Annotated in this window: 17 protein-coding genes and 2 tRNA genes; 4 read left to right on the top strand and 15 right to left on the bottom strand. The window is 63.0% G+C overall.

The genetic code is table 11. The features are described 5' to 3' along the window. Nucleotides 1-108 precede the first annotated feature (108 nt). Nucleotides 109-540, bottom strand: a complete 432-nt coding sequence (locus AAAX36_RS01325; RefSeq protein ID WP_271736935.1) for a zinc ribbon domain-containing protein — start codon at nucleotides 538-540, stop codon at nucleotides 109-111. A gap of 565 nt (nucleotides 541-1,105) precedes the next feature. Between AAAX36_RS01325 and AAAX36_RS01320 the strand changes: the two genes are divergently transcribed. The 4 genes from AAAX36_RS01320 (at nucleotide 1,106) to AAAX36_RS01305 (ending at nucleotide 5,915) form a co-directional block, all read left to right on the top strand. Then, on the top strand, nucleotides 1,106-2,560 hold the full coding sequence (locus tag AAAX36_RS01320; protein ID WP_349073732.1) for an NAD(P)/FAD-dependent oxidoreductase: 1,455 nt from the start codon (nucleotides 1,106-1,108) through the stop codon (nucleotides 2,558-2,560). A gap of 16 nt (nucleotides 2,561-2,576) precedes the next feature. Continuing rightward, a complete protein-coding gene (locus AAAX36_RS01315; RefSeq protein WP_349073750.1) occupies nucleotides 2,577-3,956 on the top strand; it encodes an FAD-dependent oxidoreductase in 1,380 nt (459 codons plus the stop codon). Between the two features lie 4 nt (nucleotides 3,957-3,960). Continuing rightward, the gene (locus AAAX36_RS01310; protein ID WP_349073731.1) at nucleotides 3,961-4,359 is read left to right on the top strand and encodes a DUF1667 domain-containing protein; all 399 of its coding nucleotides are present in this window, start codon (nucleotides 3,961-3,963) and stop codon (nucleotides 4,357-4,359) included. 467 nt (nucleotides 4,360-4,826) lie between these two features. After that, nucleotides 4,827-5,915 (top strand): aminopeptidase P family protein, encoded by a 1,089-nt coding sequence (locus AAAX36_RS01305; RefSeq protein WP_271736932.1) that lies wholly within the window; start codon nucleotides 4,827-4,829, stop codon nucleotides 5,913-5,915. A 349-nt stretch (nucleotides 5,916-6,264) separates the two neighbouring features. Here AAAX36_RS01305 and AAAX36_RS01300 read toward each other — a convergent pair whose 3' ends face one another. The 14 genes from AAAX36_RS01300 to selA form a co-directional block, all read right to left on the bottom strand. Beyond that, nucleotides 6,265-7,608, bottom strand: a complete 1,344-nt coding sequence (locus tag AAAX36_RS01300) for a Mur ligase family protein (RefSeq protein ID WP_349073730.1) — start codon at nucleotides 7,606-7,608, stop codon at nucleotides 6,265-6,267. Nucleotides 7,609-7,883: 275 nt separating this feature from the next. After that, nucleotides 7,884-10,580 carry a valine--tRNA ligase gene (locus tag AAAX36_RS01295; protein WP_349073729.1) on the bottom strand — a complete coding sequence of 899 codons (2,697 nt, stop codon included), beginning with the start codon at nucleotides 10,578-10,580 and terminating at the stop codon, nucleotides 7,884-7,886. Nucleotides 10,581-10,867: 287 nt separating this feature from the next. Beyond that, the gene (gene clpX / locus AAAX36_RS01290) at nucleotides 10,868-12,274 is read right to left on the bottom strand and encodes an ATP-dependent Clp protease ATP-binding subunit ClpX (protein WP_349073728.1); all 1,407 of its coding nucleotides are present in this window, start codon (nucleotides 12,272-12,274) and stop codon (nucleotides 10,868-10,870) included. Between the two features lies 1 nt (nucleotide 12,275). Continuing rightward, nucleotides 12,276-12,896 (bottom strand): ATP-dependent Clp protease proteolytic subunit, encoded by a 621-nt coding sequence (locus AAAX36_RS01285; protein WP_022095182.1) that lies wholly within the window; start codon nucleotides 12,894-12,896, stop codon nucleotides 12,276-12,278. A 163-nt stretch (nucleotides 12,897-13,059) separates the two neighbouring features. Next, nucleotides 13,060-14,361: a trigger factor gene (tig, locus tag AAAX36_RS01280; RefSeq protein WP_253276047.1), complete on the bottom strand. Its 1,302-nt coding sequence runs from the start codon at nucleotides 14,359-14,361 to the stop codon at nucleotides 13,060-13,062. A gap of 88 nt (nucleotides 14,362-14,449) precedes the next feature. After that, nucleotides 14,450-14,533, bottom strand: a tRNA-Leu gene (locus AAAX36_RS01275). Nucleotides 14,534-14,964: 431 nt separating this feature from the next. After that, nucleotides 14,965-17,796, bottom strand: coding sequence for a molybdopterin cofactor-binding domain-containing protein (locus AAAX36_RS01270; RefSeq protein WP_349073727.1), 2,832 nt, complete (start codon nucleotides 17,794-17,796; stop codon nucleotides 14,965-14,967). Next, the gene (locus tag AAAX36_RS01265) at nucleotides 17,796-18,698 is read right to left on the bottom strand and encodes an FAD binding domain-containing protein (RefSeq protein WP_349073726.1); all 903 of its coding nucleotides are present in this window, start codon (nucleotides 18,696-18,698) and stop codon (nucleotides 17,796-17,798) included. The genes AAAX36_RS01270 and AAAX36_RS01265 overlap by 1 nt, the downstream gene beginning before the upstream one ends. Before the next feature lie 241 nt (nucleotides 18,699-18,939). Continuing rightward, the gene (gdhA, locus tag AAAX36_RS01260) at nucleotides 18,940-20,295 is read right to left on the bottom strand and encodes an NADP-specific glutamate dehydrogenase (RefSeq protein ID WP_349073725.1); all 1,356 of its coding nucleotides are present in this window, start codon (nucleotides 20,293-20,295) and stop codon (nucleotides 18,940-18,942) included. Nucleotides 20,296-20,546: 251 nt separating this feature from the next. Continuing rightward, nucleotides 20,547-20,942 carry a DUF3343 domain-containing protein gene (locus tag AAAX36_RS01255; RefSeq protein ID WP_124786283.1) on the bottom strand — a complete coding sequence of 132 codons (396 nt, stop codon included), beginning with the start codon at nucleotides 20,940-20,942 and terminating at the stop codon, nucleotides 20,547-20,549. 15 nt (nucleotides 20,943-20,957) lie between these two features. After that, complete coding sequence (locus AAAX36_RS01250) at nucleotides 20,958-21,590, bottom strand: molybdenum cofactor guanylyltransferase (RefSeq protein ID WP_349073724.1); 633 nt, start codon at nucleotides 21,588-21,590, stop codon at nucleotides 20,958-20,960. 155 nt (nucleotides 21,591-21,745) lie between these two features. Continuing rightward, nucleotides 21,746-21,842, bottom strand: a tRNA-Sec gene (locus tag AAAX36_RS01245). Between the two features lie 149 nt (nucleotides 21,843-21,991). Continuing rightward, nucleotides 21,992-23,959, bottom strand: a complete 1,968-nt coding sequence (gene selB / locus AAAX36_RS01240) for a selenocysteine-specific translation elongation factor (RefSeq protein ID WP_349073723.1) — start codon at nucleotides 23,957-23,959, stop codon at nucleotides 21,992-21,994. Next, the gene (gene selA / locus AAAX36_RS01235) at nucleotides 23,956-25,413 is read right to left on the bottom strand and encodes an L-seryl-tRNA(Sec) selenium transferase (RefSeq protein WP_349073722.1); all 1,458 of its coding nucleotides are present in this window, start codon (nucleotides 25,411-25,413) and stop codon (nucleotides 23,956-23,958) included. The genes selB and selA overlap by 4 nt, the downstream gene beginning before the upstream one ends. Nucleotides 25,414-25,425 lie beyond the last annotated feature (12 nt).

Below are 25,425 nucleotides of genomic sequence, written 5' to 3'. Positions count from 1 at the left end.
CGGCGGGCGATTTTCTACGCATGCTTCATCGTGTGGGGCGGGTTGCGCGTGTGGCTTGCGCGGGACGTGCGGTGCCCGTGGCTTGCGGCCGGCCCGGCGATGGATGCGTTACTGGATGCGAGTTCGGCAGTAGGGGCAGACCTTCCAGTGCGCATCGAGCGGGCGATGGCAGCTGGGGCAGACGTTGCGAACCTGGGTATCGCACACCGGGCAAACGACGAAGTCCTTCTCGATGGGCGCGCCGCACTGCGGGCAGGTACCGTACTGGGCAAGCTGGCGCTCGCGCAGGGCCATGTCCAGCTCCTGCTCCTCGCGGTCGGACGCATAGGAGTGCGGGCGCAGGACCAGGTAGGAGATGAGGCCCACAAACGGGATGAGGGCGATGATGCCCCATGCCACGTAGGCGCTGGCGCCGCGGCGGCGAGCGTCGATGAACACATAGACGACCGACAGCACATACAGGGCGATGATAAAGCCAACGAAGGCATAGACGACGCCCATAAGCTGCGGCGACATGAGCTCGGAGATGTACTTGGACATTACGGGTACCTTTCGGAATATTAACAGTTCGGTCAAGTTTACCACGGGGTTTGTTTATATGGGACTGCGGCTGGGTACGGGGCTGGCGCGGACACAAACATCTCAATCTGCAACAGGTGGAAGCGGAATCCGGGTCTAGATGTTATGGATCGAGACAAACGGGGGACCTGCATGGCAAATATCTCGATCTGTAACATCTAGGACCCAAATCCTCGTCTAACTGTTACAGACCGAGACATTCAAAATCCGCCGAAAGGTTTGTCTTGATCTGTAACATCTAGAACCCAAATCATCAACTAACTGTTACAGATTGAGACAAAGGAAAACGTCCAGGCTGAATGTCTCAATCTGTAACAACCACTCGGCGAAAACGGTCCCAGATGTTACAGATCGAGACAAATCTCTGACACCAGGGGCGGCAGACGAGGTTGTCGACGTTGCCGGGTCTCCCTCGCCTGCCGTTGGCGGGTGTTGCGGGGCTGTTCGCCGCATTGCCGCCGCACTGGGGGCATGCAGACCGTAGGATGGTCTTATTGACATCCTGTCAACTTGTCTTGGAGGCACCGTGACAGAAACGTTTGATATCGCAATTGTGGGCGCGGGCATTACCGGGTGCGCCATCGCGCGGCAGCTCGCGCGGTTTGACCTGTCCATTTGCGTGGTCGAGGCGGCAAACGATATCGCGCTGGGCGCATCGAAGGCCAACGGCGGCCTGGTGCATGCCGGCTACGATCCGGCGCCGGGCACGGTAAAGGCTCAGGTCAATGCCCGTGGTTGCGAGCTGTATGGCACCTGGGCTAAGGAACTGGGCTTTTTATTCCGCCGCACCGGGTCGATGGTTCTGGGGTTTAACGACGAGGACCGCGCGCACCTGCAGAAGCTGCGCCAGAATGGCCTGGCCAACGGCGTGCCCGAGCTGTCGATTATCGGCCCCGAGCGCATCCGCGAGCTGGAGCCGCGCGCGAGTGCCCAGGCCACGTGCGCGCTATGGTGCCCTTCGACCGGTTACGTTGACCCGTTTGAAGTAGCCATTGCTGCGCTGGAGAACGCGGTCGCCAACGGCGTGACGTTTATGCGGTCCGCGTCGGTGGAAGCGATTGAAGTCGCGGGCACGGGCGACAACGCGCGCTTTACGCTGGCGACCCCCGCTGGCAACGTGCGCTGCCGCTACCTGATCAACGCCGCGGGCAACGGTGCCGCGGACATCTCGCACATGGCCGGCGCCGAGGAGTTTCAGATGGTCTGGCGCCAGGGCAACATCGTAGTGCTGGACAAGGAGCCGTGCGCGCTCATGCCGCTCTACCCCGTTCCCACGCCGGTGTCCAAGGGCGTTATCGTCACGGGCACCGTACATGGCAACACCGTGATTACCGCGACGGCCGCCGTGCGCGAGCCAGGCGACACGCAGACCTATGCAAGCGATGTGAACGCGCTGCTGACGGGAGCGCGCAAGCTGGTGCCCGATCTAGACACACGCCGCGTGGTGCGCGCGTTTGCCGGCGGACGTCCGGTCATTCAGGGGACCAACGACTTCTTTATTGGGCAGTCGGACGTGGTTTCGGGACTGTTCCAGGCCGCGGGCATTCAGTCGCCGGGCGTGGCAAGCGCGCCGGCCATTGCCGAGCGCATGGAGCAGGTGCTGCGCGATGCCGGCGTGGCTCTGCGCGAACGGGACGACTGGGACCCTATACGCCGCGCGCCGGACGACTTCGACCGTGCGCCGCTCGCGCGCAAGGAAAAGCTGATTGAGTCCGACCCCGCGTGGGGGCAGATCGTCTGCCGCTGCGAGACGGTGCCCGAGGCCGAGATCGTGGCCGCAATCCGACGCCGCCCGGGCGCGGTTTCGGTCGAGGGCGTCAAGCGCCGCTGCCGTGCCGGCATGGGTCGGTGCCAGAGTGGCTTTTGCCAGAGCCGCGTGGTGGCGATTCTGGCCCGCGAGCTGGGGTGTGACCCCAGCAAGGTGCTGCTGGAGGATGCCGGATCTTGGCTGGTCGAGGGACCGCTGAAGGGGGTGCGCTAGGATGGCGACGTTTGGTATGCGCGACGATCGCGCGGAGACCGGAGCTGTAGCGTCGGTGTCGACGCAGGCGTTCGACGTGGTCGTTATCGGCGGCGGACCTGCCGGCATGGCGGCCGCGCTTTCCGCGCATAAGGCCAGCGCGCGCGTGGCTATCGTGGAGCGCGAGCAGCATCTGGGCGGAATCCTCCGCCAGTGCATCCATCCCGGCTTTGGACTATCGCACTTTAAGCAGGAGCTCACCGGCCCCGAGTATGCGCAGCGCTTTATCGACCAGGTGCGCGCGACCGACATTGCGCCGTTCTTGGACAGCATGGTGATTGGGATTGATTCGGGTGAGGGCGCGGCCGCGAGCGCGTCGGGCGTGAACGAGGCTCCGAGAGCCACCGCAGCCCACACCGTCACGCTCATGAGCCCCACTGGCATGCTGCAGCTCACAGGACGTGCGGTCGTTCTTGCTATGGGTTGCCGTGAGCGCACGCGCAGCGAGATCAAGATTCCCGGTAGCCGCCCCGCCGGCGTGTTTACGGCCGGCCTGGCGCAGCGATACATCAATATCGAAAACCTCAAGCCCGGCTCGCGTGCCGTCATTTTGGGCTCGGGTGACATCGGACTTATCATGGCGCGCCGCTGCACGCTCGAGGGGATTTCGGTCGAGGGCGTGTACGAGCTCATGCCGTACGCCAACGGCCTGCGCCGCAATGTGAAGAACTGCCTGCACGACTTTGGAATTCCGCTGCACCTGTCCACCACCGTCACACGCGTGATCGGGCACAACCGCGTGGAAGCGGTCGAGGTAAGCCAAGTCGACGAACATCTGGCGCCCATTGCCGGAACGGAGCGCATCGTTCCGTGCGACACGCTGCTGCTTTCGGTGGGATTGATTCCCGAGAACGAGCTTTCAGTGGGCGCGGGCGTTGAGCTTGACCCACGCACGCGCGGCGCCGTGGTTGATCAGAGCCTGCAAACGGGCGTGCCGGGCATCTTTGCCTGCGGCAACGTACTGCACGTGCACGACCTGGCAGACAATGTGACGACCGAGTCCGAGCGTGCCGGTGCGGCTGCGGCGGCGTACGCGCTGGGCGGCGACGCCGGGGCGAGCGCTGCGGGCCCGGGCTGTGAACTCACGGTCTCCCCCGCCGGCATCGCAGGCTACGCACTGCCGGGCCGCATTACGACCGTGGCGCTCACCAAACTCAATTTCCGTGTACGCCGGCCGGTCGACGCCGCCCGCGTGCGCATTATCGCGGGAAGCGAGGAGCTATTCGCCGGCAAGGTCCGCCCGTTTAAACCGAGCGTAATGGAGAGCTTCCCACTGCCGGCAAAGGTGATTCAGCGCGCACTCGGCCTGGGTGTCAGCGAGATTGTCCTTTCCGTCGACCCCGTCGAGGAGGCATAACGTCATGAACACGAATGTGACTGAGACGCTGCAGTTCAACTGCACCACCTGCCCCTCCGAGTGCCTCCTAACTGTAGAGGTTGAGCGCGACGCAGACGGCGCCGTGGTAAAGGTGCGCTTCGTGACCGGAAACAGCTGCCCGCGCGGCGATAAGTTCGCGCATCAAGAGCTCACCTGCCCCATGCGCGTGCTCACCACCACCGTGGCCGTATCCGGCGGCGACGAGGCGCTGCTGCCCGTACGCACGGCCGAAGCCATCCCGCTGGCACTCCACGCCCAAGCCATGGACCTCATCCGCGGCTTGACCGTCGATGCCCCCATCCGCATGGGCGACGTAGTCCTCCCCAACCTCCTAGACACCGGTACCGACCTCATCGCCAGCATGGACATCGACTCTGCATAGGTAGCTCATTTGGGACGGGGCTCTTTTAGCTACCCCGCAATCCACCCCGCCCCTCCTCAATTGCGGTGGAATAGTTCCTGATTTCCGCCAAAACCCCGGCATCCGGGAACTATTCCACCGCAACTATCTTTGGAATTGGTATTTAGCCTGTGCCTACTTTAGTGCCATTTCAAAACTATGACGGATTACGGGGCTGATTCGGATACCCACATCCATACCGGCGATTTTCGATTTTTGATAAACCCTCTACCTGCGGTTTTAATTTCGCGATTTTTCCCATGATCAAGTAATACAGGTCCAGCCCCGTAATCCGCCATACTTTTGAAACCAGCCCATTTGGGACGGGACCATATTGACTACTTTTACCTATCAGCCCGCATGTTTGACGCATCTAAAATAGCCCCGTCCCAAATTGACTACCCTGGCATTGGGGATACCATGGTGGCACCCTAGCGAAAGGACGATGTATGGCACATGTCGATGACCAGCGTGTGGCGCGCGTGCTCGATGCGCTCGAGGCTCAGCACCCCGGCGCACAGCTGCTCGTAAACGACCCGTGGTCGATTTATTACCTGACCGGTTTTTATGCCGATATGTTCGAGCGTTTTTGCGGTGTGCTGCTCGCGAGCGATGACGAGCCCGTAATCTTGGTCAACGCCCTGCATCAGCTGCCCGAGTACGACAATGCCCGCGTTGCCTACCACACCGATACCGATGTCGTGGCCGATGCCATCGCGCGCGAGATCGATCCGACCAAGCCGCTTGGCATCGATACCGTCATGCGCTCCGGCTTTTTGATGCCCCTTCTGGAGCGCCACGCCGCAAGCGAGTTTTTCCTGGGCGACTTTGCCGTCACCGCCGCGCGCACCTACAAGGATGCCGCCGAGCAGGAACTCATGCGTGCATCTTCGGCCGCCAACGACGCCGTGATGGCCGACGCGATCAAACTCGTCCACGAGGGCGTAACGGAGCGCGAAATTGCCGACCAGATGCTCGGCCTGTATCGAAAGCACGGCTGCGAGGGCTTTAGCTTTCCGCCGATCGTGAGCTTTGGCGCCAACGCCGGCGACCCGCATCACGAGCCCGACGACACCGTGCTCAAGCGTGGCGACGTGGTGCTGTTCGACATTGGTGGACGTCGCCGCAACTATTGCTCGGACATGACGCGCACGTTCTTTTGGGGCGAGCCGGACGAGGAGACGGCACGCATCTACGACATCGTGCGCCGTGCCAACGAGGCCGCCGAAGCGCTTATCGCGCCGGGCGTTCGTATGTGCGACCTGGACCGCGCCGCGCGCGACGTGATTGAGGATGCGGGCTATGGGCAGTACTTTACGCATCGCCTGGGTCACTCGATCGGCCTGCAGGATCACGAGCCGGGCGACGTCTCGCTCGTCAACGAGCAGGTTGTCGAGCCGGGCATGACCTTCTCCATCGAGCCGGGCATCTACCTCCCCGGTCACACCGGCGTCCGCATCGAGGACTTGGCCTTGGTGACCGAGTCCGGCGTCGAGATTCTCAACGCCTACCCCCACGATCCAGTCCGCCTAGACTAGGCAATGCGGCAAAGGGACAGCCCCTTTGCCGCATCACATGAATGTCGCCACAAAAACGGCCTATCTACTACGTTTAACCCGCATGGGTCGACCATAACCGACTTTTCGCAAAATCCGCAAGCCGTCTACCTGCGGTTTTAATTTCGCAATGTTCCGTGTGGTCGAGGGTAACCGGTCAAACGTAGTAGACAGGCCAATTTCATGGCAAGCGAGTCGACTCGGGGCACAGGGCAGCCAAAAAAGCCCCGTCCCAAATTGACTGCTTTTGAGTTGCGGTGATATACGGCCTGTTTGAGGCTTCTGGCTTGTAAAACAGTCCGTATTTCACCGCAACTGATGAGGGGATGGGTTAACGGAGCAGGCCGGCCACTTCGCCGGCTAGGGTGATGGTGCCGGCTGCTACGAAGGGCTCGCCTGCGGCCTTGAAAGCTGCAAGGGCCTCGGAAACGCTGGAGTACACGCCTGCGAGCTTATCGGCATCAACGAGGGCAGCGAGCTCCTCCGCCGGCAGGGCGCGGTCGGAATCGGTCTGGGTCACGACTACGCGTGGAAAGGCGGGAATCAGCACGTCGACGATGCCTGCCACGTCCTTGTCGGCCAGCGCAGCGCACAGCAGCGTGGGGCGATTCTCCACGCACGGATCGATCTCGTCCAACGCGCTCACAAAGTTCTCGCAGCTCTGGGGGTTATGGCAGGCGTCGATCAGCTTGAGCGGATCGGTTCCCAGCACATCAAAGCGACCCGGCGTGGGGCAGCCCATAAGAGAAGCGTCGAGCGACTCGTGGTCGAGCTCGCGGCCCAGATAGCCCTCGCACAGCATAATCGCACACGCGGCATTCTGAGGCTGATATGCCGGCTTGACCATACTCGACGTATAGATCGCACGCGGCGTGGTGCAGCTGAACTCAACCGTGTCGCCCACATGCGCCGGCACCTTAGTCGTGACATGGCTCACCACGAGCGGCACCACACCGCATTCGCGGCAACGGGCATCCATCACACGCTGAACGCTCGCCTCATGTGTGCCCTCGCCCAGCACAACCAGGCGTCCGGGCTTAATGACCGCAGCCTTCTCCCCTGCAATGGCCTCGAGCGTATCGCCCAGAATACGAGTATGGTCGAGCCCAATGCCCGTAATGGCAACGGCGACGGGATCGGTCGCGCTTGTGGCGTCCCAACGCCCACCCATGCCAACCTCGAGCACGGCAACATCCACCGCGGCCTCGGCAAACACGACAAGTGCGGCAGCTGTCAGCAAATCAAACGGCGTGATGGTATAGGCGCGCTCCCCCGCCGCCACACGACGAGCATTCACGCGACGCCCCGCCTCGACCGCGGCAGAAACGCCACAGGCAAACGCCTCATCGCTCACAACGCGCCCATCGACCTCCATGCGCTCAGGATAGCGCACCAGTTGCGGCGACGTATATAGCGCCGTCTTGAGCCCCTCACCACGAAGAATGGCAGCCGAAAAACGCGTGGTCGAAGTCTTGCCATTGGTACCGGCAACCTGAATGCAATCAAAATACTCATCCGGACGCCCCAGCTCATCAAGCATATCGACAACCGTCTCGAGCAGAGGGCCAGCATCCCCAGAAATCCGCCCCGTATCGGCAGCCAGCCCCACAGCCTCATCAAACGAAAGCAGCTCAAACGAGAAAGGAACGACATACGACCCAGAACGCTTAGCCATAACCCAAAGTCCCCTCAACATAAAAAGAGGCCCGTAAGCAACAACGAGCCCCTCCCATACAAAATATCAGCCAAACACCGCTTTGCAGCAGAATCAAGGCCACAGCCCAGTGGCCCTACCGGGCAGCGGACGCCCCCGTAACCGCTATGGGAGCGGTTTGGGGCTTTGCTCGATACAAGTTCCGCACGAGCCGAAGGCCACTTAATGTGGCCTTCGTGCGAGCAGGACTGTTCGCAGTAGCGAGCAAAGCCCCAAACCGCGTCCCCCAGTACCGCCTACGAGAAGTCAGCAACCTGAGCAGTCAGCGCCGCCAGGATCTCCTTGAGCTCAGCTGCACGGTCCCTCTTCTTCTGGACCACCGCGGGCGCGGCCTTGGCCACAAAGCCCTCGTTGGCGAGCGTCTTCTCGCAGCCGGCGAGCTCCTTCTGGGCCGCGGCAATCTCCTTCTCCAGGCGCGCCTTCTCGGCCGAAAGATCAACCTTGCCCTCGAGCACAACAAAGACCTCGACGCCGCTATCAACCACGGCGATGCTCGCGGCCGGCTTCTCGACGTCGGTACCCATGACCAGCGAAGCGGTGTTGGCCAGCGGCTCGATGGTCGAGCGCAGACTCTCGAGCTTCTCGATATCCTCGGCACCGGCGCGCACGACCACGTCGAGCTCGGCCTTGGGGCTCAAGCGATAACGCGAACGCGTGGCGCGGGCGGCGGAAACGACGGCGCGGCACAGCTCAAACGCGCGCTCGGCGTCCTCGTCAACATACTTGGCGTAGTCGGCGGGCTCGGGCCACTTGGCGATCATGAGCGCCTCGGCGCGGTTCACGTTGCCCTCGGCGTCCAGATCGAGCACGCTCGCAGGCATGTTGTCCCAGATCTCCTCGGTGACAAACGGCATAAGCGGGTGCATCAGGCGAATGGAGGTGTCGAGCACAAAGATCAGGTTGCGCTGGGCCTGCAGACGGCCCTCGCCCTTCAGGCGGGCCTTGGTGACCTCGACGTACCAGTCGCAGACCTCGTTCCAGAAGAACTGCTGCACGCCGCGGGCCATGTCGCCAAAGGTGTAGTTCTCAATACCCTCGGTGACCATCTTCACGGCCTTGGCCAAGCGGCTGAACATCCAGGCGTCGGCCGGCGTCTCAACGACGGGCTCGCCGGGCGTGTAGCCCTCCATGTTCATAAGCAGGAAGCGGCTGGCGTTCCAGATCTTGGTCACAAACGACTTAGCCTGGTCGGTGCGCGGGCTGTCGATGAGCTTCTTGGTCTTCTTGTCGATGTTCGCGTCGAACTTGACGTCCTGGTTGTTGGTGCAGAGCGTCAGCAGGTTGTAACGCATGGCATCGGCGCCGTACATGCTAATGAGGTCCATGGGGTCAACGCCGTTGCCCTTGGACTTGGACATGCGGCTACCGTCCTTGGCAAGGATCGTCGGGTAGATGACAACGTCCTTAAAAGGCACCTCGTCCAGGAAGTACAGCGAGCTCATGACCATGCGAGCGACCCACAGCGCGATGATGTCGCGCGCGGTGACGAGCGCCGTCGTGGGGTGATGGCCCTCGAGCAGCTCCGGCTTTTGCGGCCAGCCCTGCGTGGCGAAGGTCCACAGCTGCGAGCTGAACCAGGTGTCAAGCACATTCTCGTCCTGATGCACGTGGTGGCCGCCGCACTTGGGGCACACGTCGGTGTCCTCGGTAAGGGCGTCCTCCCAGCCGCAGTCCTCGCAGTAGAACACGGGGATGCGGTGGCCCCACCACAGCTGGCGGCTGATGCACCAATCCTTGAGGTTCTCCATCCAGGTGGTGTAGGTCTGCGTCCAGCGCGCGGGGTGGAAGGTGACCTTGCCGGAGTTGACGGCGTCGAGCGCCGGCCCCTTGAGCTTATCGACGGCGACGAACCACTGCTCGGACAGCCACGGCTCAAGCGCGGCGTCGCAGCGGTAGCAGTGCATGACGGAGTGATCGAGGTCCTCGACGTGATCGAGCAGGTCATGTTCCTCAAACCACTTGATGACGGCCTCGCGGCACTCCTCGCGGGTCATACCGGTGAACTCGCCGTAGCCCTCGACGACCACCGCGTGCTCATCGAAGATATTAATTTGCGGCAGGTCGTGGGCCTGACCCATAGCGTAATCGTTGGGGTCGTGGGCCGGGGTGACCTTGACAAAGCCAGAGCCAAAGTTGGCATCGACATGCCAATCCTCAAAGATAGGAATTTCGCGGTCGACGATGGGGAGCTTGACGGTCTTGCCCACGAAGGCGGCCTTCTCGGGGTCCTTCGGGGAAACGGCGACGCCCGTGTCGCCGAGCATGGTCTCGGGGCGCGTGGTGGCGACGACGATATAGTCCTGGCCGTTGACCGGCTCGGTCAGCGGGTAGCGCAGGTGCCACAGATGGCCCTTCTCGTCCTTGTACTCGGCCTCGTCGTCCGAGATAGCGGTAGTGCAGTTGGGGCACCAGTTGACGATGCGCTTGCCGCGGTAGATCAGCCCGTCGTGGTACCAGTCGCAAAAGACCTTGCGTACGGCCTGCGCGTAGTCCTCGTCCATGGTGAAGCGCTCGTTGTCGAAGTCGACGGAGCAGCCCATGCGCTTGATCTGCTCGACGATGATGCCGCCGTACTCGTGGGTCCAGTCCCAGCAAGCGTCGACAAACTTGTCGCGACCGATCTCCAGGCGGCTGATGCCCTCGCTCTTGAGTTTCTTGTCGACCTTGGTCTGCGTGGCAATACCGGCGTGGTCGGTGCCGAGCACCCAGCGCGTGGACTTGCCGCGCATGCGGGCCATACGGATGATGGCGTCCTGGATGGAGTCGTCGGTAGCGTGACCCATGTGGAGCTTGCCGGTCACGTTGGGAGGCGGAATGGTGACGGTGCAGTCGCCCACGCCCTCACGGCGCTTATAGTAGCCGCCGTCGAGCCACTTCTGCAGGATCGCCGGCTCGTTGGTCGACGGATCGTAGTTCTTGGGCATTTCTTCCATATATCTCTCCCTTGCCCATCGGGGAGGAATGTAGGCCCGATTTTCGCTCGGTCAAGTCCTGGCTCGCACGAAGACCACATTAAGTGGTCTTCGGCTCGTGCGGAATCTACGAAAATCGGGCCTACATTCCTCCCCTTAGGTATCGATTACTTCAGTCTGAATGGACTTTGCTGAGACTTTAAACAAACACACAGAATAACACAGGTAGTTGGGGTTATTGCGTATATATAAAATAGCCTCCGACCGCGGGTGGTCGGAGGCTATTTGCAAGCACGTTTTTGGCTGGTTTAGCCGTAGATGCGCTGGGGCTGCTCTTCGCCCTTTACGGAGGCTTCGGTCACGATGACCTTAGTGACGCCTTCCTCGCTGGGGAGGTCGAACATCGTCTGCTGCAGCACGTCCTCGCAGATGGAACGCAGGCCGCGGGCGCCGGTCTTGCGGGCAAGCGCCATGCGGGCGATCTCGTGCAGGGCGGCGTCCTCAAACTCAAGATCAACGTCCTCGAGCTGGAACATCTTGCGGTACTGGCGCACCACAGCGTTCTTGGGCTCGGTCAGAATCGACACCAAGTCGTCCTCGTCGAGCGCCTGCGTCTGGGTGACGACGGGCGTACGTCCCACGAACTCGGGAATCATGCCAAAGGCGTTGAGGTCCTGCGGGAGCACCTGACGCAGCAGGTCGTTCTCGTCGACCGAGGTGGGGCCGGCGATCTCGGAGTTAAAGCCCACGCCCTTGTTGCCCACGCGATCGGCGATGATCTTGTCCAGACCCACAAAGGCACCGCCACAGATGAACAGGATGTTGGTCGTGTCGATCTGCAACAGCTCCTGCTGGGGATGCTTACGGCCGCCGGTGGGCGGAACGCTGGCCACCGTGCCCTCAAGAATCTTAAGCAGTGCCTGCTGAACGCCCTCGCCCGAAACATCGCGGGTAATGGAGAGGTTCTCGGCCTTGCGGGCGATCTTGTCGATCTCGTCCACGTAGATAATGCCCACCTGAGCGCGCTCAATGTCACCATCGGCAGCATTGATGAGCTTGAGCAGGATGTTCTCCACGTCCTCGCCCACATAGCCGGCCTCGGTGAGCGCGGTGGCGTCGGCGATGGCAAACGGCACCTCGAGGATGCGCGCAAGCGTCTGGGCGAGCAGGGTCTTACCGGTACCGGTGGGACCGAGCAGCAGGATGTTGGACTTGGCGAGCTCTACCTCGTCCATATCGTCATCGAACTGCGAGCCCGTGCCGTCGTCAAAGGCAGATACCGCGGCGCCGCCCTCGATCACGCGGCGATAGTGGTTGTACACGGCCACCGACATGGCGCGCTTGGCGTCCTCCTGACCCATAACATAGGCCGAAAGCTCGTCATAGATCTCGTGCGGCGTCGGCACGTGCGTAATGACCTGGCGGTCGTCCTCAAGCTCAAAGCCCTCGGTCTCGGGGTCCACGGCGGGCTGGGATGCAGCCTGACCGTGGTCGTTGAGGAAGCCCGGCAGCTTGCCGTTGCGGGCGGCATCCATAAAGTCCGAAGCCAGCGACTCCTCCAGAATCTCGGAACAGGCGGCGACGCACTCGTCACAGATAAAGATGTTGGTCGGACCCTTTACGAGGCGACGGACCTGGCCCTGCTCTTTTCCGCAGAAGGAGCAGCGGATGGGGTTGCCGTTCTCGTCAAAGTTGTCCTGCATGTTACCTGCCATCCTAGGCGTCCTTCGCGGCGAGATCGCGCGAGGTGACGATACGGTCGATCAGACCGTAGTCGAGGGCCTCGGCAGCGGTCAGGTAGTTGTCGCGCTCGGTATCGGCCTGGACCTTCTCGATGGGCTGGCCCGAGGCATCGGACAAGATCTGGTTGAGCTCGCGGCGGGTCTTCTTGATCTCCTCGGCCACGATCTCGATCTCGGTCTGCTGACCCTGGGCACCGCCGCTGGGCTGGTGAATCATAACCTTGGAGTGCGGCAGGCAGAATCGCTTGCCCTTAGCGCCGGCCGAAAGCAACACGGCGGCCATAGACGCGGCCATACCGACGCAGATGGTCGAGACCTGCGGCTTGATGAAGTTCATGGTGTCCAGAATCGCCAGGCCGGAGTAGACCTCGCCGCCGGGCGAATTGATGTAGAGCGAGATATCCTTCTCGGCATCCTGGCTCTCAAGATGCAGCAGCTGGGCAACGACCAGGTTGGCGCTGACGGAGTTGATCTCCTCGCCCAAGAAGATGATGCGGTCGTTGAGCAGGCGCGAATAGATATCGTAGCTGCGCTCGCCGCGCGGCGTCTGCTCGATAACGTATGGCACGAGGGCGGAATCGAACTTGGCGATCATACGCATCTCCATTTCTCTCTTGCGGACCAAATTGGTTCTAGATAAACGTACGGTGCCCGCATGCTATGCATTGGCTGGCACCGTACGAAGCAACCGGATAACCGGTGTATAACTTTACCCCATCACGGGCGCACGCATGCGCTCGCGGGCAAGGTGGCGAGAATTACTCGGCGTCCTTGGCGGTCTCGTCGACCTCGGTCACCTTGGCGTTCTCGACCAGGTGGTCGACGGCCTTGGAGCGACGGATGGACTCGCGGACAGCAGGCATGCGGCCATCGGCGATGAACTCAGCCTTGGAAGCCTCGACGTCCTTGACGCCAGCCTTCTCGAACTCGGCGTTGATGTCGTCCTCGGTGACCTCAATCTTGAGCTCACGGGCAAGGGCGTCCAGAGCCAGGGACTCGCGGGCGACGTCGTTGGCCTGCTTGTGCAGGTCGCCGATGAACTGCTCCATGGTCAGACCGGAAGCGGGCAGCCAGGTGTCCAGCGTCATGCCGCGGGCAGCGAGGTTGGACAGGAAGTTCTGGCCAAGCTCCTCAAAGACGGACTGCTCGTAGTCGGCATCCATCTCGTCGAGCTGCAGGCGCTCGGCGAGAGCGGAGACGCAACGGTTCTCCTTCTCGGCCGGCAGGCGGGAAGCCTTGTCCTGCTCGATCTCGATCTTGATGGCGTCGCGCATAGCGTCGATGCTGTCGAAGCCAAAGTCGGACTTGACAAGCTCGTCGGTGAGCTCGGGGGTGTTGCGGACCTTGATGCCCTTGACGGTGACCTCGACGGTGTGGGTCTCGGCCTCCTCGCCCTCCTCGACCTCGTCGGTCCAGGTGACGGTCTTGACGTCGTCAACGTTAGCGCCGATCAGGGCCTCGTTGAACTCCTTGGGGTTGCTGTCGCTACCGGCGATGAGCATGCGGCCCTCGGCGGCAAAGTTGTCGGCGTTCTCGACGGCCTTGAGATCGACGGTGACGTAGTCCTCGGCCTCGACGGCGCGACCCTCGACGTCCTCGAAGGTGGCACGGTAGTTGAGGAGCATCTCGACCTGGTTGTTGATCTCGGACTCGGTGACCTCCGCGGGAGGCATCTCGATCTCGACGGCGTCGAAGGAGGAGAGCTCGGCGGCAGGACGCAGGGAGAACTCGACGGTGTAGGTGTAGTCCTCGTGATCCTTAGCGAGGTCGAGCTCCTTGTAGTCACCGTTCTTGGTGGGGACGATGTCCAGCTCGTTGAGGACGGCGGGCTCGTTGGCGGCGATCAGGTCGTTGGTGGCCTGAGCGAGGGTAGCCTCGGCGCCAAGAGCGGAGTCGATGACCGGACGGGGAGCCTTGCCGGCACGGAAGCCCGGGAAGCGGTACTTCTTGGCGGTGTCCTTGTAGGCCTTCTTAATCGCGGCGTCGACGTCGGCGGCCGGGATGGTGACCGTAGCGGTGAGCTTGGCGTCCTTGACGTCAGAAGCGGTGATGTTCAACACGTTCCTCCTCATACTGCCCAGCTTATCTGAGGTGCTGGTACCTTTATGCAACAAAGAGTCGCGACGGCCGAAGCCGACGCAGATGCGTTGGTGCGGGCGAAAGGACTCGAACCTTCACGGGAATCCCACCAGAACCTAAATCTGGCGCGTCTACCAATTCCGCCACGCCCGCATGAGCGCACAGACTAGGAATGATAGCAGATACGAACGGCAAGCGCACGCACACCTTTTACAGGCTCACGACCTCACCACGAGAGCAAGCCAATAGAGCACGCCACCCCATCTCATAAGTTGCGGTGGAATAGGGACTGTTTGGGGCTCCAGTCCTCCAAAACAGTCCCTATTCCACCGCAACTTCGGTAGGACTCGGCAGTCTGGCGATGCTGGCCATGCGCCGGAAAGCGTGTCCCGGTTTGGGGCCTCGGAATGGGATGCAATTTCCGCTATAGCCATCAACCGGAAACTGCAACCCGTTTTGAGCCCCTATTCCGGGATGCACTTTCCGCCAAGGCCCTCAAACGGAAACTGCAGCCCACAATTCAGTTGAAAAGTGGGCTGCAGTTTCCCCGGGCTAGGCAATGAGCGGGTACAGCGCCTCCTCGCCTACTCCCCCAGCAGGGCCTTCTCGGGCGTGATCGGCAGCGAGCGAACTTGGTGGCCGGTGGCGTGTGCCACGGCCGAGGCCACGGCGGCGAGCGGCGTGTTGATGACGACCTCGCCGATCGACTTGGCACCAAACGGACCCGTCGGCTCGTAGCTCGGCTCAAAGGCCACGCGTATGCTGCCGATATCCAGGCGCGTGGGTAGCTTGTAGCTCATAAAGTTGCCGGTGCGCAGACGGCCGCGGTCATCGTGCTCGACAATCTCGTAGAGCGCGTGGCCGATACCCTGGGCAATGCCGCCCTCGGCCTGGACGCGCGCAAGCGCCTCGTTGATCACGGTGCCGCAGTCCACAGCCGCCGCGTAGTCCACAACAGTCACCTTGCCGGTGGCCTTGTCGACCTCGACCTCGGCAATGCCGGCCATAAACGGCGGGGGCGAAACGGGCAGGCAGGCAGAGGCATGCGAGGTCAGCGCGTCGCCGCCCGCGATGTTCTTGACGCACAGGTTGGCAAAGTCGCGCAGCGTGAGGTAGCGGTTCTGCTCGCGCGCGGCACGCTCGTCGGACAGACGCACGTACTGACCATCGAAGACCACATCGGCGGCGTCCACGTCCCACATCTGGGCGGCTTTGGAGCAAATCTTCTCACGCAGCTCGGTCGCGGCGTTCTTGGCGGCAAGGCCCGTCACGTACGTACCCGAGCTCGCGTACGAGCCGGCGTCGAACGGCGACACATCAGTGTCCACGCCGCGCACCACGATCATCGAACTCTCCACGCCCAGTTCCTCGGCGGCAATCTGCGCCAGGATCGTGTCGACGCCCATGCCGTTATCGGTGGCTCCGGTGCCGATGGTAATGAAGCCGTCCTCTTCCAGGCGCATGTCGATGCCGGCGATGTCCACGTTGGAAATGCCTGAGCCCTGCATGGTGAGCGCGCAGCCCAGGGCGCGCACGCGGTCGCCCAGGTCCACGGCTAGCGGCTTGTCGCGCCAACCGATCATGTCCATCGCGCGCAGCAGGCAGCGGTCGAGCGCACAGGCGTTGAGCTTCTCGTTGTAGTACTGCGGCATGGTCTCGCCCTCGCGCACAATGTTCTTAAGGCGCAGGTCGGCGGGGTCCATGTGCAGCATGTCGGCGAGCTCGTTGACGGCGCTCTCCACGGCAAACTGGCCTTGGGTGGCACCGTAGCCGCGATACGCGCCGCCGCGGTTGGTGTTGGTGTAGACGGCGTCCCAGCTAAAGCGGCTCGCCTTTACGTGGTTGTAGATGGGCAGGCTCTTGTGGCCCGACAGGCCGATCGTCGTGGTAGCGTGCTCGCCATACGCACCGGCGTTGGACAACGTATGCAGATCGATGGCCGTGATGGTGCCGTCGTTCATGGCGCCCAGCTTAACGGTCATCTGCATCTGGTGGCGCGAATTGCCCGCGGTGATGGTCTCCTCGCGGGTGTAGCAGCAGTAGCTCGGACGGCCAGTCTGCTGGGTCACGAACGCCACGAAGATCTCGCAGCAGCCCGTCTGCTTGGAGCCAAAGCCGCCGCCGATGCGCGGCTTAATGACCTGCACCTGCGACTGCGGAATGTCGAGCGACTGCGCGACCATGCGACGCACGTGGAAGGGCACCTGCGTCGAGGTGGTCACCGAGATGCGCCCGAACGCGTCGGTCGTCGCGAAGGCGCGGAAGGTCTCCATGGGCGCGGTCTGCGTGGCCTGGCTGGTGTAGGTGCGAGTGAAGACGATGTCGCTCTGGGCGAAGGCCTCGTCCAAGTCGCCAAAGTCGCTCGTGCCGCTGCATACCAAGTTGCGCGGAACGTCGCCGCCCTGCGGGAACATAAAGGTCACGTCACCCTCGGGGTGGACCACGATGTCATTATCGAGCGCCTGGGTAAAGTCGAGCAGCGGCTCGAGCACCTCATAGTCGACCTTAATGAGTTTGAGCGCCTTGTCAGCAGCCTCCTCAGTCTCGGCGGCGACGATCGCCACCTCCTCGTTTTGGTAGCGCACCAGGTTCTCAAGAATCAGACGGTCGTAGGGCGAAGGCTGCGGATAGCTCTGGCCGGCGATGGTAAAGCGGCGCTTGGGCACGTCCTCGTAGGTGTAAACGCCCACCACGCCGGGCACCTTCAGGGCACGCGACGTATCGATGGAGCGGATCTTGGCGCGGGCATACGGGCTGCGCTTGAGCTTGACGATCAGGGCGCCGGCGGGCACCAAGTCGCCCGTGTAGACGGGACGCCCCTCGAGCAGGGCCTTCGAGTCCTTCTTGGGCTGCTTGTGGGTGATCTGCTTGTACGCGACACCATCGCAGCTGGTGTCGTTGACCGGCAGCTCGGGCATCTCAAAGCCCACCTGCACGCCGGACTCGTTGAGGAAGCGGACGATGGCGCGCAGCTGGCTCTCGTAGCCGCTGCAACGGCAGAGGTTGCCGGCGAGCTGGCGCGACAGCTCCTCGCGCGTGGCGACGAGGCTCGGGTCCTCCTTGGCGGCGCGGGCAAGCGCCAGTACGTTCATGATAAGGCCGGGGGCGCAAAAACCGCACTGCTCGGCGCCTTCGGCAGCCATCGCACGGGCCAGCGCCTCAGACTCGGCTTTGAGGCCCTCGAGCGTGGTGATGGTGTGGCCCTCGACGCGAGCGGCGGGAACCGAGCAGCTCAGCACCGGGTCGCCGTCGAGCCACACCGTGCACAGGCCGCAGTTGGTGGTCTCGCAGGCGCAGCGCACCGACGCGCAGCCCTGCTCGCGCAACAGCGCAAAGAGCATGGTATCGGGGGCAATCTGAACCTTGACCTTGCGGTCGTTGAGCGTAAAGGAAAGATCGATGAGTTTGGCAGCCATTAGCGCACCTCGCTAGAATCGACGCCGGGCACGCGGCGGCAGGAATACTCGTCCGTGGCAAACTTAGGAATCTGCACGCCCTCGAGCTCGTGCGCAAGCGCGGCCGAAAGCTCGATGCCGGCGGCGCGACGCACAGCCTGGACGGCAAGCGGGGCCGAGATGCGGCGGCGGTAGTCGGCCGAGCCCCACAGGTTGGTGCCGTAGCTCAGCGCGCGTACGGACGCGGCCAGGGCACGCAGCTCGTCCTCGGAAGGTTGTTCGTTCACCAGACCGCATGCCTCGCCCTGCAGCAGGGTCGCGCGCAGCGGGCGGGCGCCCACGGTGACGTGCCAGGAGTTGTCCCACCAGGCAGCGGTGACATTAAGCGAGGGGAAGTCGGTCGCGGCCTTGCGCACGGCCTCATAGCTCGCGCGATAGTCGTGCTTAACGACCACGACGTGCTCGATCACGTCGCGCACGTAGCCCATGTCCACGAACTCGACAAGCGGCACGCGACCGGCACCCGTCAGCTCAACATAGGAATCGAGCGCGAGAAAGGCGGAGAGAACGTCCGAGAAGCCAAAGCGACCGTAGATGCTGCCGCCCACCGTGGCGGTATTGCGCAGCTGCACACCCACGATATCGTGGACGGCGAACTCAAAGACATTGTTGACAAGCGCGTTGAGCTCGGCATGGCGCTCGAGCTGGCGCAGGGTGCACATGGCACCGATGCGAAACTCGGTCTCGGTCTCCTCGATCTGATCGAGTCCGCAGGCCGAAAGGTCAATCGCCGTCGCCACGCGACGCGATCCCAGGCGCATCCAGATGCCGCCGCCCACAATCTTGTTGTTGCGGTTCTTCTGCAAGAGCTCATAGGCTTCGGCCGCGTTTCCAACACGGACGTAGGTACCGAACTTGAGCACGTTCTCCCCCATCTCTTCACTTGTCCAGTACCTTTAAGTGTACCAAACGAGGGGCCGCACACCGTTTTAGGACAAAATCCACCCACCCATCCATAACTTGCGGTGATATACGGACTGATTAGCCGTTCTGGAACGCAAAACAGTCCGTATATCACCGCAAGTTATGAGGAGTCCTCCGGGATAGAAAAGGCTCCCAGCCAGATAGCTGGGAGCCTCATCACATGCTATATCGAGCGAAGATTTAGCAGACGCCCTGGGCGAGCATGGCGTCGGCAACCTTCAGGAAGCCGGCAATGTTGGCGCCCATGACGAAGTTGCCCTCCTCGCCGTACTCCTTGGCGGTGTCGTCCACGTTGTGGAACATGCCGCGCATGAGCTGCTCGAGCTTGCCGTCGACCTCCTCGAAGGTCCAGGACAGGTGCTCGGCGTTCTGGCTCATCTCCAAGCCGGACACGAGCACGCCGCCGGCGTTGGCAGCCTTACCGGGCATAAAGGCGACGCCGTGCTCCTGGAAGTAGGTCGTGGCCTCGATGGTCGTGGGCATGTTCGCGCCCTCGCCGACCACCTTGCAGCCGTTGGCGACGAGCGCCTGGGCGTCCTCGAGCAGCAGCGTGTTCTCGCGAGCGCAGGGCAGCGCGATGTCGCAGGGCAGCTGCCACACGCCGCGGCCGTCACCCTCGTGCCACGTGGCATTGGGCTTCTCGTCGACGTACATGGCGAGCGTAACGCCCTTGTCGTGGCCGGAGCGCTTCTTGTTGTAGACATGCTCGAGCACGGTGTAGTCGATGCCGTCGGGATCCTCGACCCAGCCGTGGGTATCGGAGCAGGCGAGCACCTTGCCGCCGAGCTGAGTGACCTTCTGGACCGCGTAGATAGCGACGTTGCCGGAGCCGTGAACGACGACGTTCTTGCCCTCGAAGGAGTCGCCGCGGCTCTTAAGGTACTCGTCCACAAAGTAGGCCAGACCGTAACCGGTGGCCTCGGTACGGGCGAGCGAGCCGCCAAAGGAGAGGCCCTTGCCGGTAAGAACGCCGGTCCACTCGTTGGTCAGGCGCTTGTACTGACCGAACAGGTAGGCAACCTCGCGGCCGCCAACGCCCAGGTCGCCGGCGGGAACGTCGGTGTTGGGGCCAATGTGGCGATAGAGCTCGGTCATGAAGGACTGGCAGAAGTGCATGATCTCGTTGTTGGACTTGCCCTTGGGGTCAAAGTCGGAGCCGCCCTTGCCGCCGCCCATGGGAAGGGTGGTCAGGCTGTTCTTGAGGATCTGCTCCAGACCCAGGAACTTGAGCATACCCAGGGTGACCGTCGGGTTAAAGCGCAGGCCGCCCTTGTAGGGTCCAATGGCAGAGTTGAACTCGACGCGGTAACCGCGGTTGACCTGAACCTTGCCCTGGTCGTCGACCCAGGGAACACGGAACATGACGATGCGCTCGGGCTCGACGAGACGCTCAAGCAGGGCGGCCTCCTCGTACTCGGGATGGGCGTCGAGCGCCGGCTGGATGGTGCCGAGAATCTCGGTCGCGGCCTGGATGAACTCAGGCTGCTCGGGATAGCGGGCCTTGAGCTCTTCGAGAACTTTCTGCGTGTAGCTCATGCTTCCTCCAATTGATGGAAAAGAAAAGTGTCGTTCGAGGCGCCCCATGCGCCGCGAGCTTTATCGAGTATGGATAATATCGCACTGTTGCAGAAAAGTTTCGCATAAGCCGACGAGCAGATGTTTCGTTTTGATTACGATGCAGGTAGAAGCGTTTTTGAGTGCCCAACGCGCAAATCGCGTGTTTCGAAGCTGTTTCGTCCACATGTTCCAAACCACCACATTGGGCACCTTTGTGGTGGTGTTGGTGGTTAGAGGACGAGCTGATGGTAGTCGGCAGGGGTTATGCGGCCCTCAGTGGCGGCGCGGAAGGCGGCGAGCGCATCGCCCGAGAACGGCATGGCCCAGCACAGGCCGCAACCTGCGGTAATGGAGCCGGGCAGCGGCATGATGCGCCCGGGCACACCGGCGGCAAGGCACAGCTGCTCGCATTCCATCACATCGAAGGTGCTGTCGAACGAAACGATAATCTTGCGCTCGTGGTCGAGGGCATCACCGGACGGGCCTTCGCGATGTGCCTCGCGATACGCCGCGGCGGCCGCTTCCTCTTCCGCAGTATGTCCACAGCCACCGCAGCCGCAGGTACAGGGCTCGGAACCATCGCAAGTGCAAGGCTCTCCCGTGTCGGGACAAATATCGTGAGACATGGCAACTCCAATCGTCTAGGCGAGTAACTCGGCCGCCGCAAACTCCTCGGGCGTATTGACGTTTTCGAAGCAGAGCGTCGAGCCCGCGGCCTTAACGATCTGCGGTTCATCCATATAACCAGCCTGAACGCGATTGATCAGGCAGCGAATGCGCTGGCGGTCGCAGGCGAGCAGCTCATGGGCGGCCGGCGCACACGCGTCACGGCGCCAGACGGCGCAAAGCGGCTCAATCCCCCGCTCCTCGCACGGCACGCACACGTCGAGCGCCTCGGCCTCAACACGATCGGCGAGCGCGCCGATGAGTTCCGGCGAGACAAACGGCATATCGCAGGCGACGATCGCCACGAACGGCAATCGCGCCGCGGCCAACGAGCTCGCGATGCCGCGCATGGCACCCGCCGGCCCCTCAAGGTCCGACACTATTCGCGGCACCAGACCGCCAAACGTGCGCTCCTCAAGATAGGCAAGCTCGCTGGGGCGCGACGTTGTCACGACCAACTCGCCGGCAAGTGGCGCCAGCCGACCCAGCACGCGCTCGATGAGCGGTTCGCCGCAAAACGTCATGCGCGCCTTATCGCGGCCCATGCGTGAGGACAGCCCGCCCGCTTGGACGACGCAAGAAAGATCGACCCGTCTTACGGTAGTCATACGGCAAAACACCTCCATCGGCATGCTCGAAACCCGACACACGAAGCCAGATACCGTCGCCGATAAAGCGGGCGGCACGGCAAACCCACGCAAAAACAAAACAGCGCCTTTGCGGCACGCAGCAAGACCGCGAGCACAAAAGCGCTGGTAGCGTATGGCGGGAACGTATGTGAATCGAACACATCCAAGACGTTTTGCACGCCTCGCAACGGTTTTGAGGACCGCGGAGCCCACCGGAGCCCATCCGTTCCCAAGTGCGGCGGTATTTTACCAAACCGAAACGGCTCCATCCCAAAAAGACGAACAAGAAGTTGCGGTGGAATAGTTCCTGTATTTGCTGCCAAAGCCTCCAAATAGGAACTATTTCACCGCAACTGAGGAGGTGGGAGCGGGTGACCGGCCTAGCGCAGGGACCTCAGGCCGCCGGCGTCCTTGTCGAGCACCGTAAAGCGCACGGCATCCAGGTGCTCCAAGATGCTGATGGCGCGTTTGCGCGACACGCCCAGGGCCTCGCGCAGCACGCTCGTTGTGGCTGCGCCGCCGGCTGCCTCAATGGCGGCGGCGACGAGCTCACGCGCATGGGCCTCGGCGGCGGCAGACAGGGCAACGTCGCGCTCGACCTTAACGATCGAGCGGTTGAGCGAAAGCTCGCGCAGGGCACGCGTCATGGTGTCGCGACCGAGCTGCAGTTGTTCGCCCACCTCGGGCAGCGCCGGTGCATCCAGGCCGGCCTCGTCAAGAAGCGCGACGATCCGTTCGCAAGCCTCTCGCACCACGCGTGCCGCCGCGGCGGCCGAATGCGGATCGAATACCTCGGCGCCCTCGGCGGCGCACACGCCACGCGAGCAGCCCTCGGCAATCAGAGCCGAGGCAACGCCTTCATCAGCGGCAGGCCACGCAGCATGGGCAACGGCGCCGGGCGTAAAGCCCGTCTCCTTGGGAGCCGCCGCGTGCATGGCTGACAGGGTCGCCGCCAGTGCATCCATCGCAGCGTCGAGCACCACGGCGTCCGCCAAGTAGTCCGCATCACCCACAGCAAGCTTGCGAACAGAGCCCCGCGACACCAACCCGCGCAGTGCGGCATCGACCTCGCCGACACCAAGATCCAAAGCGTCGGCAACATCAACCGCCGTAACTGGCAGCATCTGCAGCGCCAGCCAAGCGCCCACACCGCCCGCGGTATCGCCGGACTCAAGCGCCGCAAACAGTGCGCGCTCGCCGGCAGAAAGCTCGCGCGAGCGACGGCAGCGCGAAAGCAGCACGCGCCCGCCGCCAATGAGCATAACGGGCGAATACGACAGCACCACGGCATGGTCTCCGGCACACAGCGGCAGCGGGTCCTCCAGGCGCACCTGCACGGTACGGGTCTCGCCCACCGCCATGGGGGCCTCGCCCTCCAAAAGCATGATGCGGCCGACGACCTCGGCCGTGCCGGCCATCACATGCACACGCGCGCCCGACTCGAGCACGCGCGGCTTGGTGCCCTCGCGGCCCAGGTAGGTGAACGTCATCATAAAGCGCAACGTCTGGCCAAAGCGGTCCGCCACGCCCAGCATCTCGCCACGGTCAAGCGCCGCGACACCGTCACCAACTAGGTTGAGCGCCACACGCTGACCAGGCAGCGCGCGCGGCGTATCGCCATGCACCTGAATCCCGCGCACGCGACAGACCGTGCGCGACGGCAAAGCCATCAGCTCGTCGCCCACCGCAACCGGCGCATCGTGCAGCGTTCCCGTTACGACAGTGCCGACGCCCTTAATCGTAAAGCAGCGGTCAATCGGCAGGCGCGGCGCGGCATCGGTGCGCTCGGCACGGTCGCGGCAGGCATCCCAGCAGGCACTTACCTGCTCGTCGAGCACCGCAAGCAGCCCGTCGATCCCCTCGCCCGTCTTAGACGACACGGGCACAATCGGCGCGCCCGCAAACACGGTACCCGACAAAAAGTCATCGACATCGAGCTCGGCAAGCTCGGTCATCTCGGCATCGGCCAGGTCACACATCGTCAGCGCCACCACCATATGCGTGACGCCCAGCAGCTCCAGCACGTGCACGTGCTCGCGCGTCTGCGGCATTACACCCTCAACGGCAGAGATCACCAGCACGGCAACGTCGATGCCTGTCGCACCCTGCACCATGGCGCGCAGGTAATGCGCGTGGCCCGGCACGTCGACCAGGCCGACGATCTTGCCACTCGGCAGTGCCAGCTCGCCAAAGCCCAGCTCCACGGTCATACCGCGACGGCGCTCAACCTCCAGACGGTCGGGATTCTTGCCGGTCAGCGCCTCGATCAATGCCGACTTGCCGTGGTCAACGTGGCCCGCCGTGCCAACGATAACGGGACACTCCACCAGCGCCTGAACCTCACTCATCGAGCAATCGCCTTCTCAACGCACGCGACGAGCGTCGATGCCGCCGTCTCGATATCGCGGTCGCCCACGAGCGTACGGACGTCAAACAAAATGCGATCGTGCGAGGTTCGTGTGACGACCGGAGTGTCGAAATCTTGGACGAGCGAGCGCTTGAGTGCGTCAACGGAAAGACGCTCATCGACAAGACGCACGGCAACGCACATGGTGGGCAACTCGACGGTAGGCAGCGAGCCGCCACCAGGGGTCGACGATTCCTCGACGATCTCCACCTGAACGGCGCACGGGCAACCGGCCTTATCGAGCCCGGCGACCATCCGATCGCGCAGCTTGCGGGCACGACGCTCCAGATGAGCCTGCGGGAGCGTGAGCATGTTGAGCACCGGCACCTCGCGATGGGCCACATCCGCCCCATCCAAGTAGATGCGCAGTGTAGCCTCGAGCGCCGCCAGTGCGAGCTTACCCGGACGCAAGGCGCGCATAAGCGGATGTGACCCACAGGCCTGGACCAGATCGCGACGACCCATGATAATGCCCGCCTGCGCGGCACCCAGCAGCTTATCGCCCGAGCACGACACGATATCGAGCCCCGCCGAAACCGAAGCCGGCGTGGTTTCTTCGCCGCCGCGCACCAAGATGTCGTCGGGCAACAGCGCGCCCGAGCCCTGGTCCTCGTAGAACAGCAGGCCATGCTTGTGGGCCAGGGCGGCAAGCTCCCGAGAGCCCACCTCTTCGTGAAAACCCTCGATGCGATAGTTGGAAGGATGGACCTTAAGGATCATCGCCGTATCGGGCGTGATGGCTTGCTCATAATCAGCCAGGTGCGTGCGGTTGGTGGCGCCGACCTCGACGAGTTTGGCGCCCGAAGCCGCCATGACATCGGGGATGCGGAAGCTGCCGCCGATCTCGACAAGCTCGCCGCGGCTGACGATGACCTCTTTGCCTGCGGCATGGGTCGCCAGCACCAGCAGCACAGCGGCGGCATTGTTGTTGACCACGAGCGCGTCCTCGGCACCGGTGAGTGAGCGGATCAGCTGCGCGGCGTGCTCCTTGCGCGACCCGCGCGAACAGGTGTCGACGCTGTACTCGAGCGTGCTATACCCGCGCGCGACCTCGGCCACGGCTTTGGCAGCTGATTCCGCGAGCGGGGCGCGACCCAAGTTGGTATGGATAACCACACCCGTGGCGTTGACGGCGGGACGCAGGCTCGGCAGCGCAGAGCGGTGCGCACGCCACTCGATGGCCGAGGCCAGCTCGCGCTTGGAACGCGGGGCGGCACCGGCGCGAATGGCGGCGCGCTCCTCGTCGAGCTCGGCCGTAACGGCGGCATGGACTACCGCGTCGCACGTCTCCCCCGCCGCCTTCACGACCGGCCACTCGGCAAGCAGCTCGTTGACGGAGGGAATGGCACGCAGGCGGGCGCGCACCTCATCGGACATGTTCTGGCTATCGCTCATGTGCGACCTTTC

Origin of the sequence: Collinsella sp. CLA-ER-H10 (assembly GCF_040092475.1) — a bacterium.
In the GTDB taxonomy this organism is placed as follows: Bacteria; Actinomycetota; Coriobacteriia; order Coriobacteriales; family Coriobacteriaceae; genus Collinsella.
Note: the sequence above shows the minus strand (reverse complement) of the source record. Positions and strands in the feature narration are given on the sequence as shown.

What these genes read in the sequence shown, in the direction of transcription:
- AAAX36_RS01325 (WP_271736935.1), bottom strand. Translation starts at nt 540, where the DNA reads ATGTCCAAGTACATCTCCGAGCTCATGTCGCCGCAGCTTATGGGCGTC.
- AAAX36_RS01315 (WP_349073750.1), top strand. Translation starts at nt 2,577, where the DNA reads ATGCGCGACGATCGCGCGGAGACCGGAGCTGTAGCGTCGGTGTCGACG.
- AAAX36_RS01310 (WP_349073731.1), top strand. Translation starts at nt 3,961, where the DNA reads ATGAACACGAATGTGACTGAGACGCTGCAGTTCAACTGCACCACCTGC.
- AAAX36_RS01305 (WP_271736932.1), top strand. Translation starts at nt 4,827, where the DNA reads ATGGCACATGTCGATGACCAGCGTGTGGCGCGCGTGCTCGATGCGCTC.
- AAAX36_RS01300 (WP_349073730.1), bottom strand. Translation starts at nt 7,608, where the DNA reads ATGGCTAAGCGTTCTGGGTCGTATGTCGTTCCTTTCTCGTTTGAGCTG.
- AAAX36_RS01295 (WP_349073729.1), bottom strand. Translation starts at nt 10,580, where the DNA reads ATGGAAGAAATGCCCAAGAACTACGATCCGTCGACCAACGAGCCGGCG.
- clpX (WP_349073728.1), bottom strand. Translation starts at nt 12,274, where the DNA reads ATGGCAGGTAACATGCAGGACAACTTTGACGAGAACGGCAACCCCATC.
- AAAX36_RS01285 (WP_022095182.1), bottom strand. Translation starts at nt 12,896, where the DNA reads ATGATCGCCAAGTTCGATTCCGCCCTCGTGCCATACGTTATCGAGCAG.
- AAAX36_RS01270 (WP_349073727.1), bottom strand. Translation starts at nt 17,796, where the DNA reads ATGGCTGCCAAACTCATCGATCTTTCCTTTACGCTCAACGACCGCAAG.
- gdhA (WP_349073725.1), bottom strand. Translation starts at nt 20,295, where the DNA reads ATGAGCTACACGCAGAAAGTTCTCGAAGAGCTCAAGGCCCGCTATCCC.
- AAAX36_RS01255 (WP_124786283.1), bottom strand. Translation starts at nt 20,942, where the DNA reads ATGTCTCACGATATTTGTCCCGACACGGGAGAGCCTTGCACTTGCGAT.
- AAAX36_RS01250 (WP_349073724.1), bottom strand. Translation starts at nt 21,590, where the DNA reads ATGACTACCGTAAGACGGGTCGATCTTTCTTGCGTCGTCCAAGCGGGC.
- selB (WP_349073723.1), bottom strand. Translation starts at nt 23,959, where the DNA reads ATGAGTGAGGTTCAGGCGCTGGTGGAGTGTCCCGTTATCGTTGGCACG.
- selA (WP_349073722.1), bottom strand. Translation starts at nt 25,413, where the DNA reads ATGAGCGATAGCCAGAACATGTCCGATGAGGTGCGCGCCCGCCTGCGT.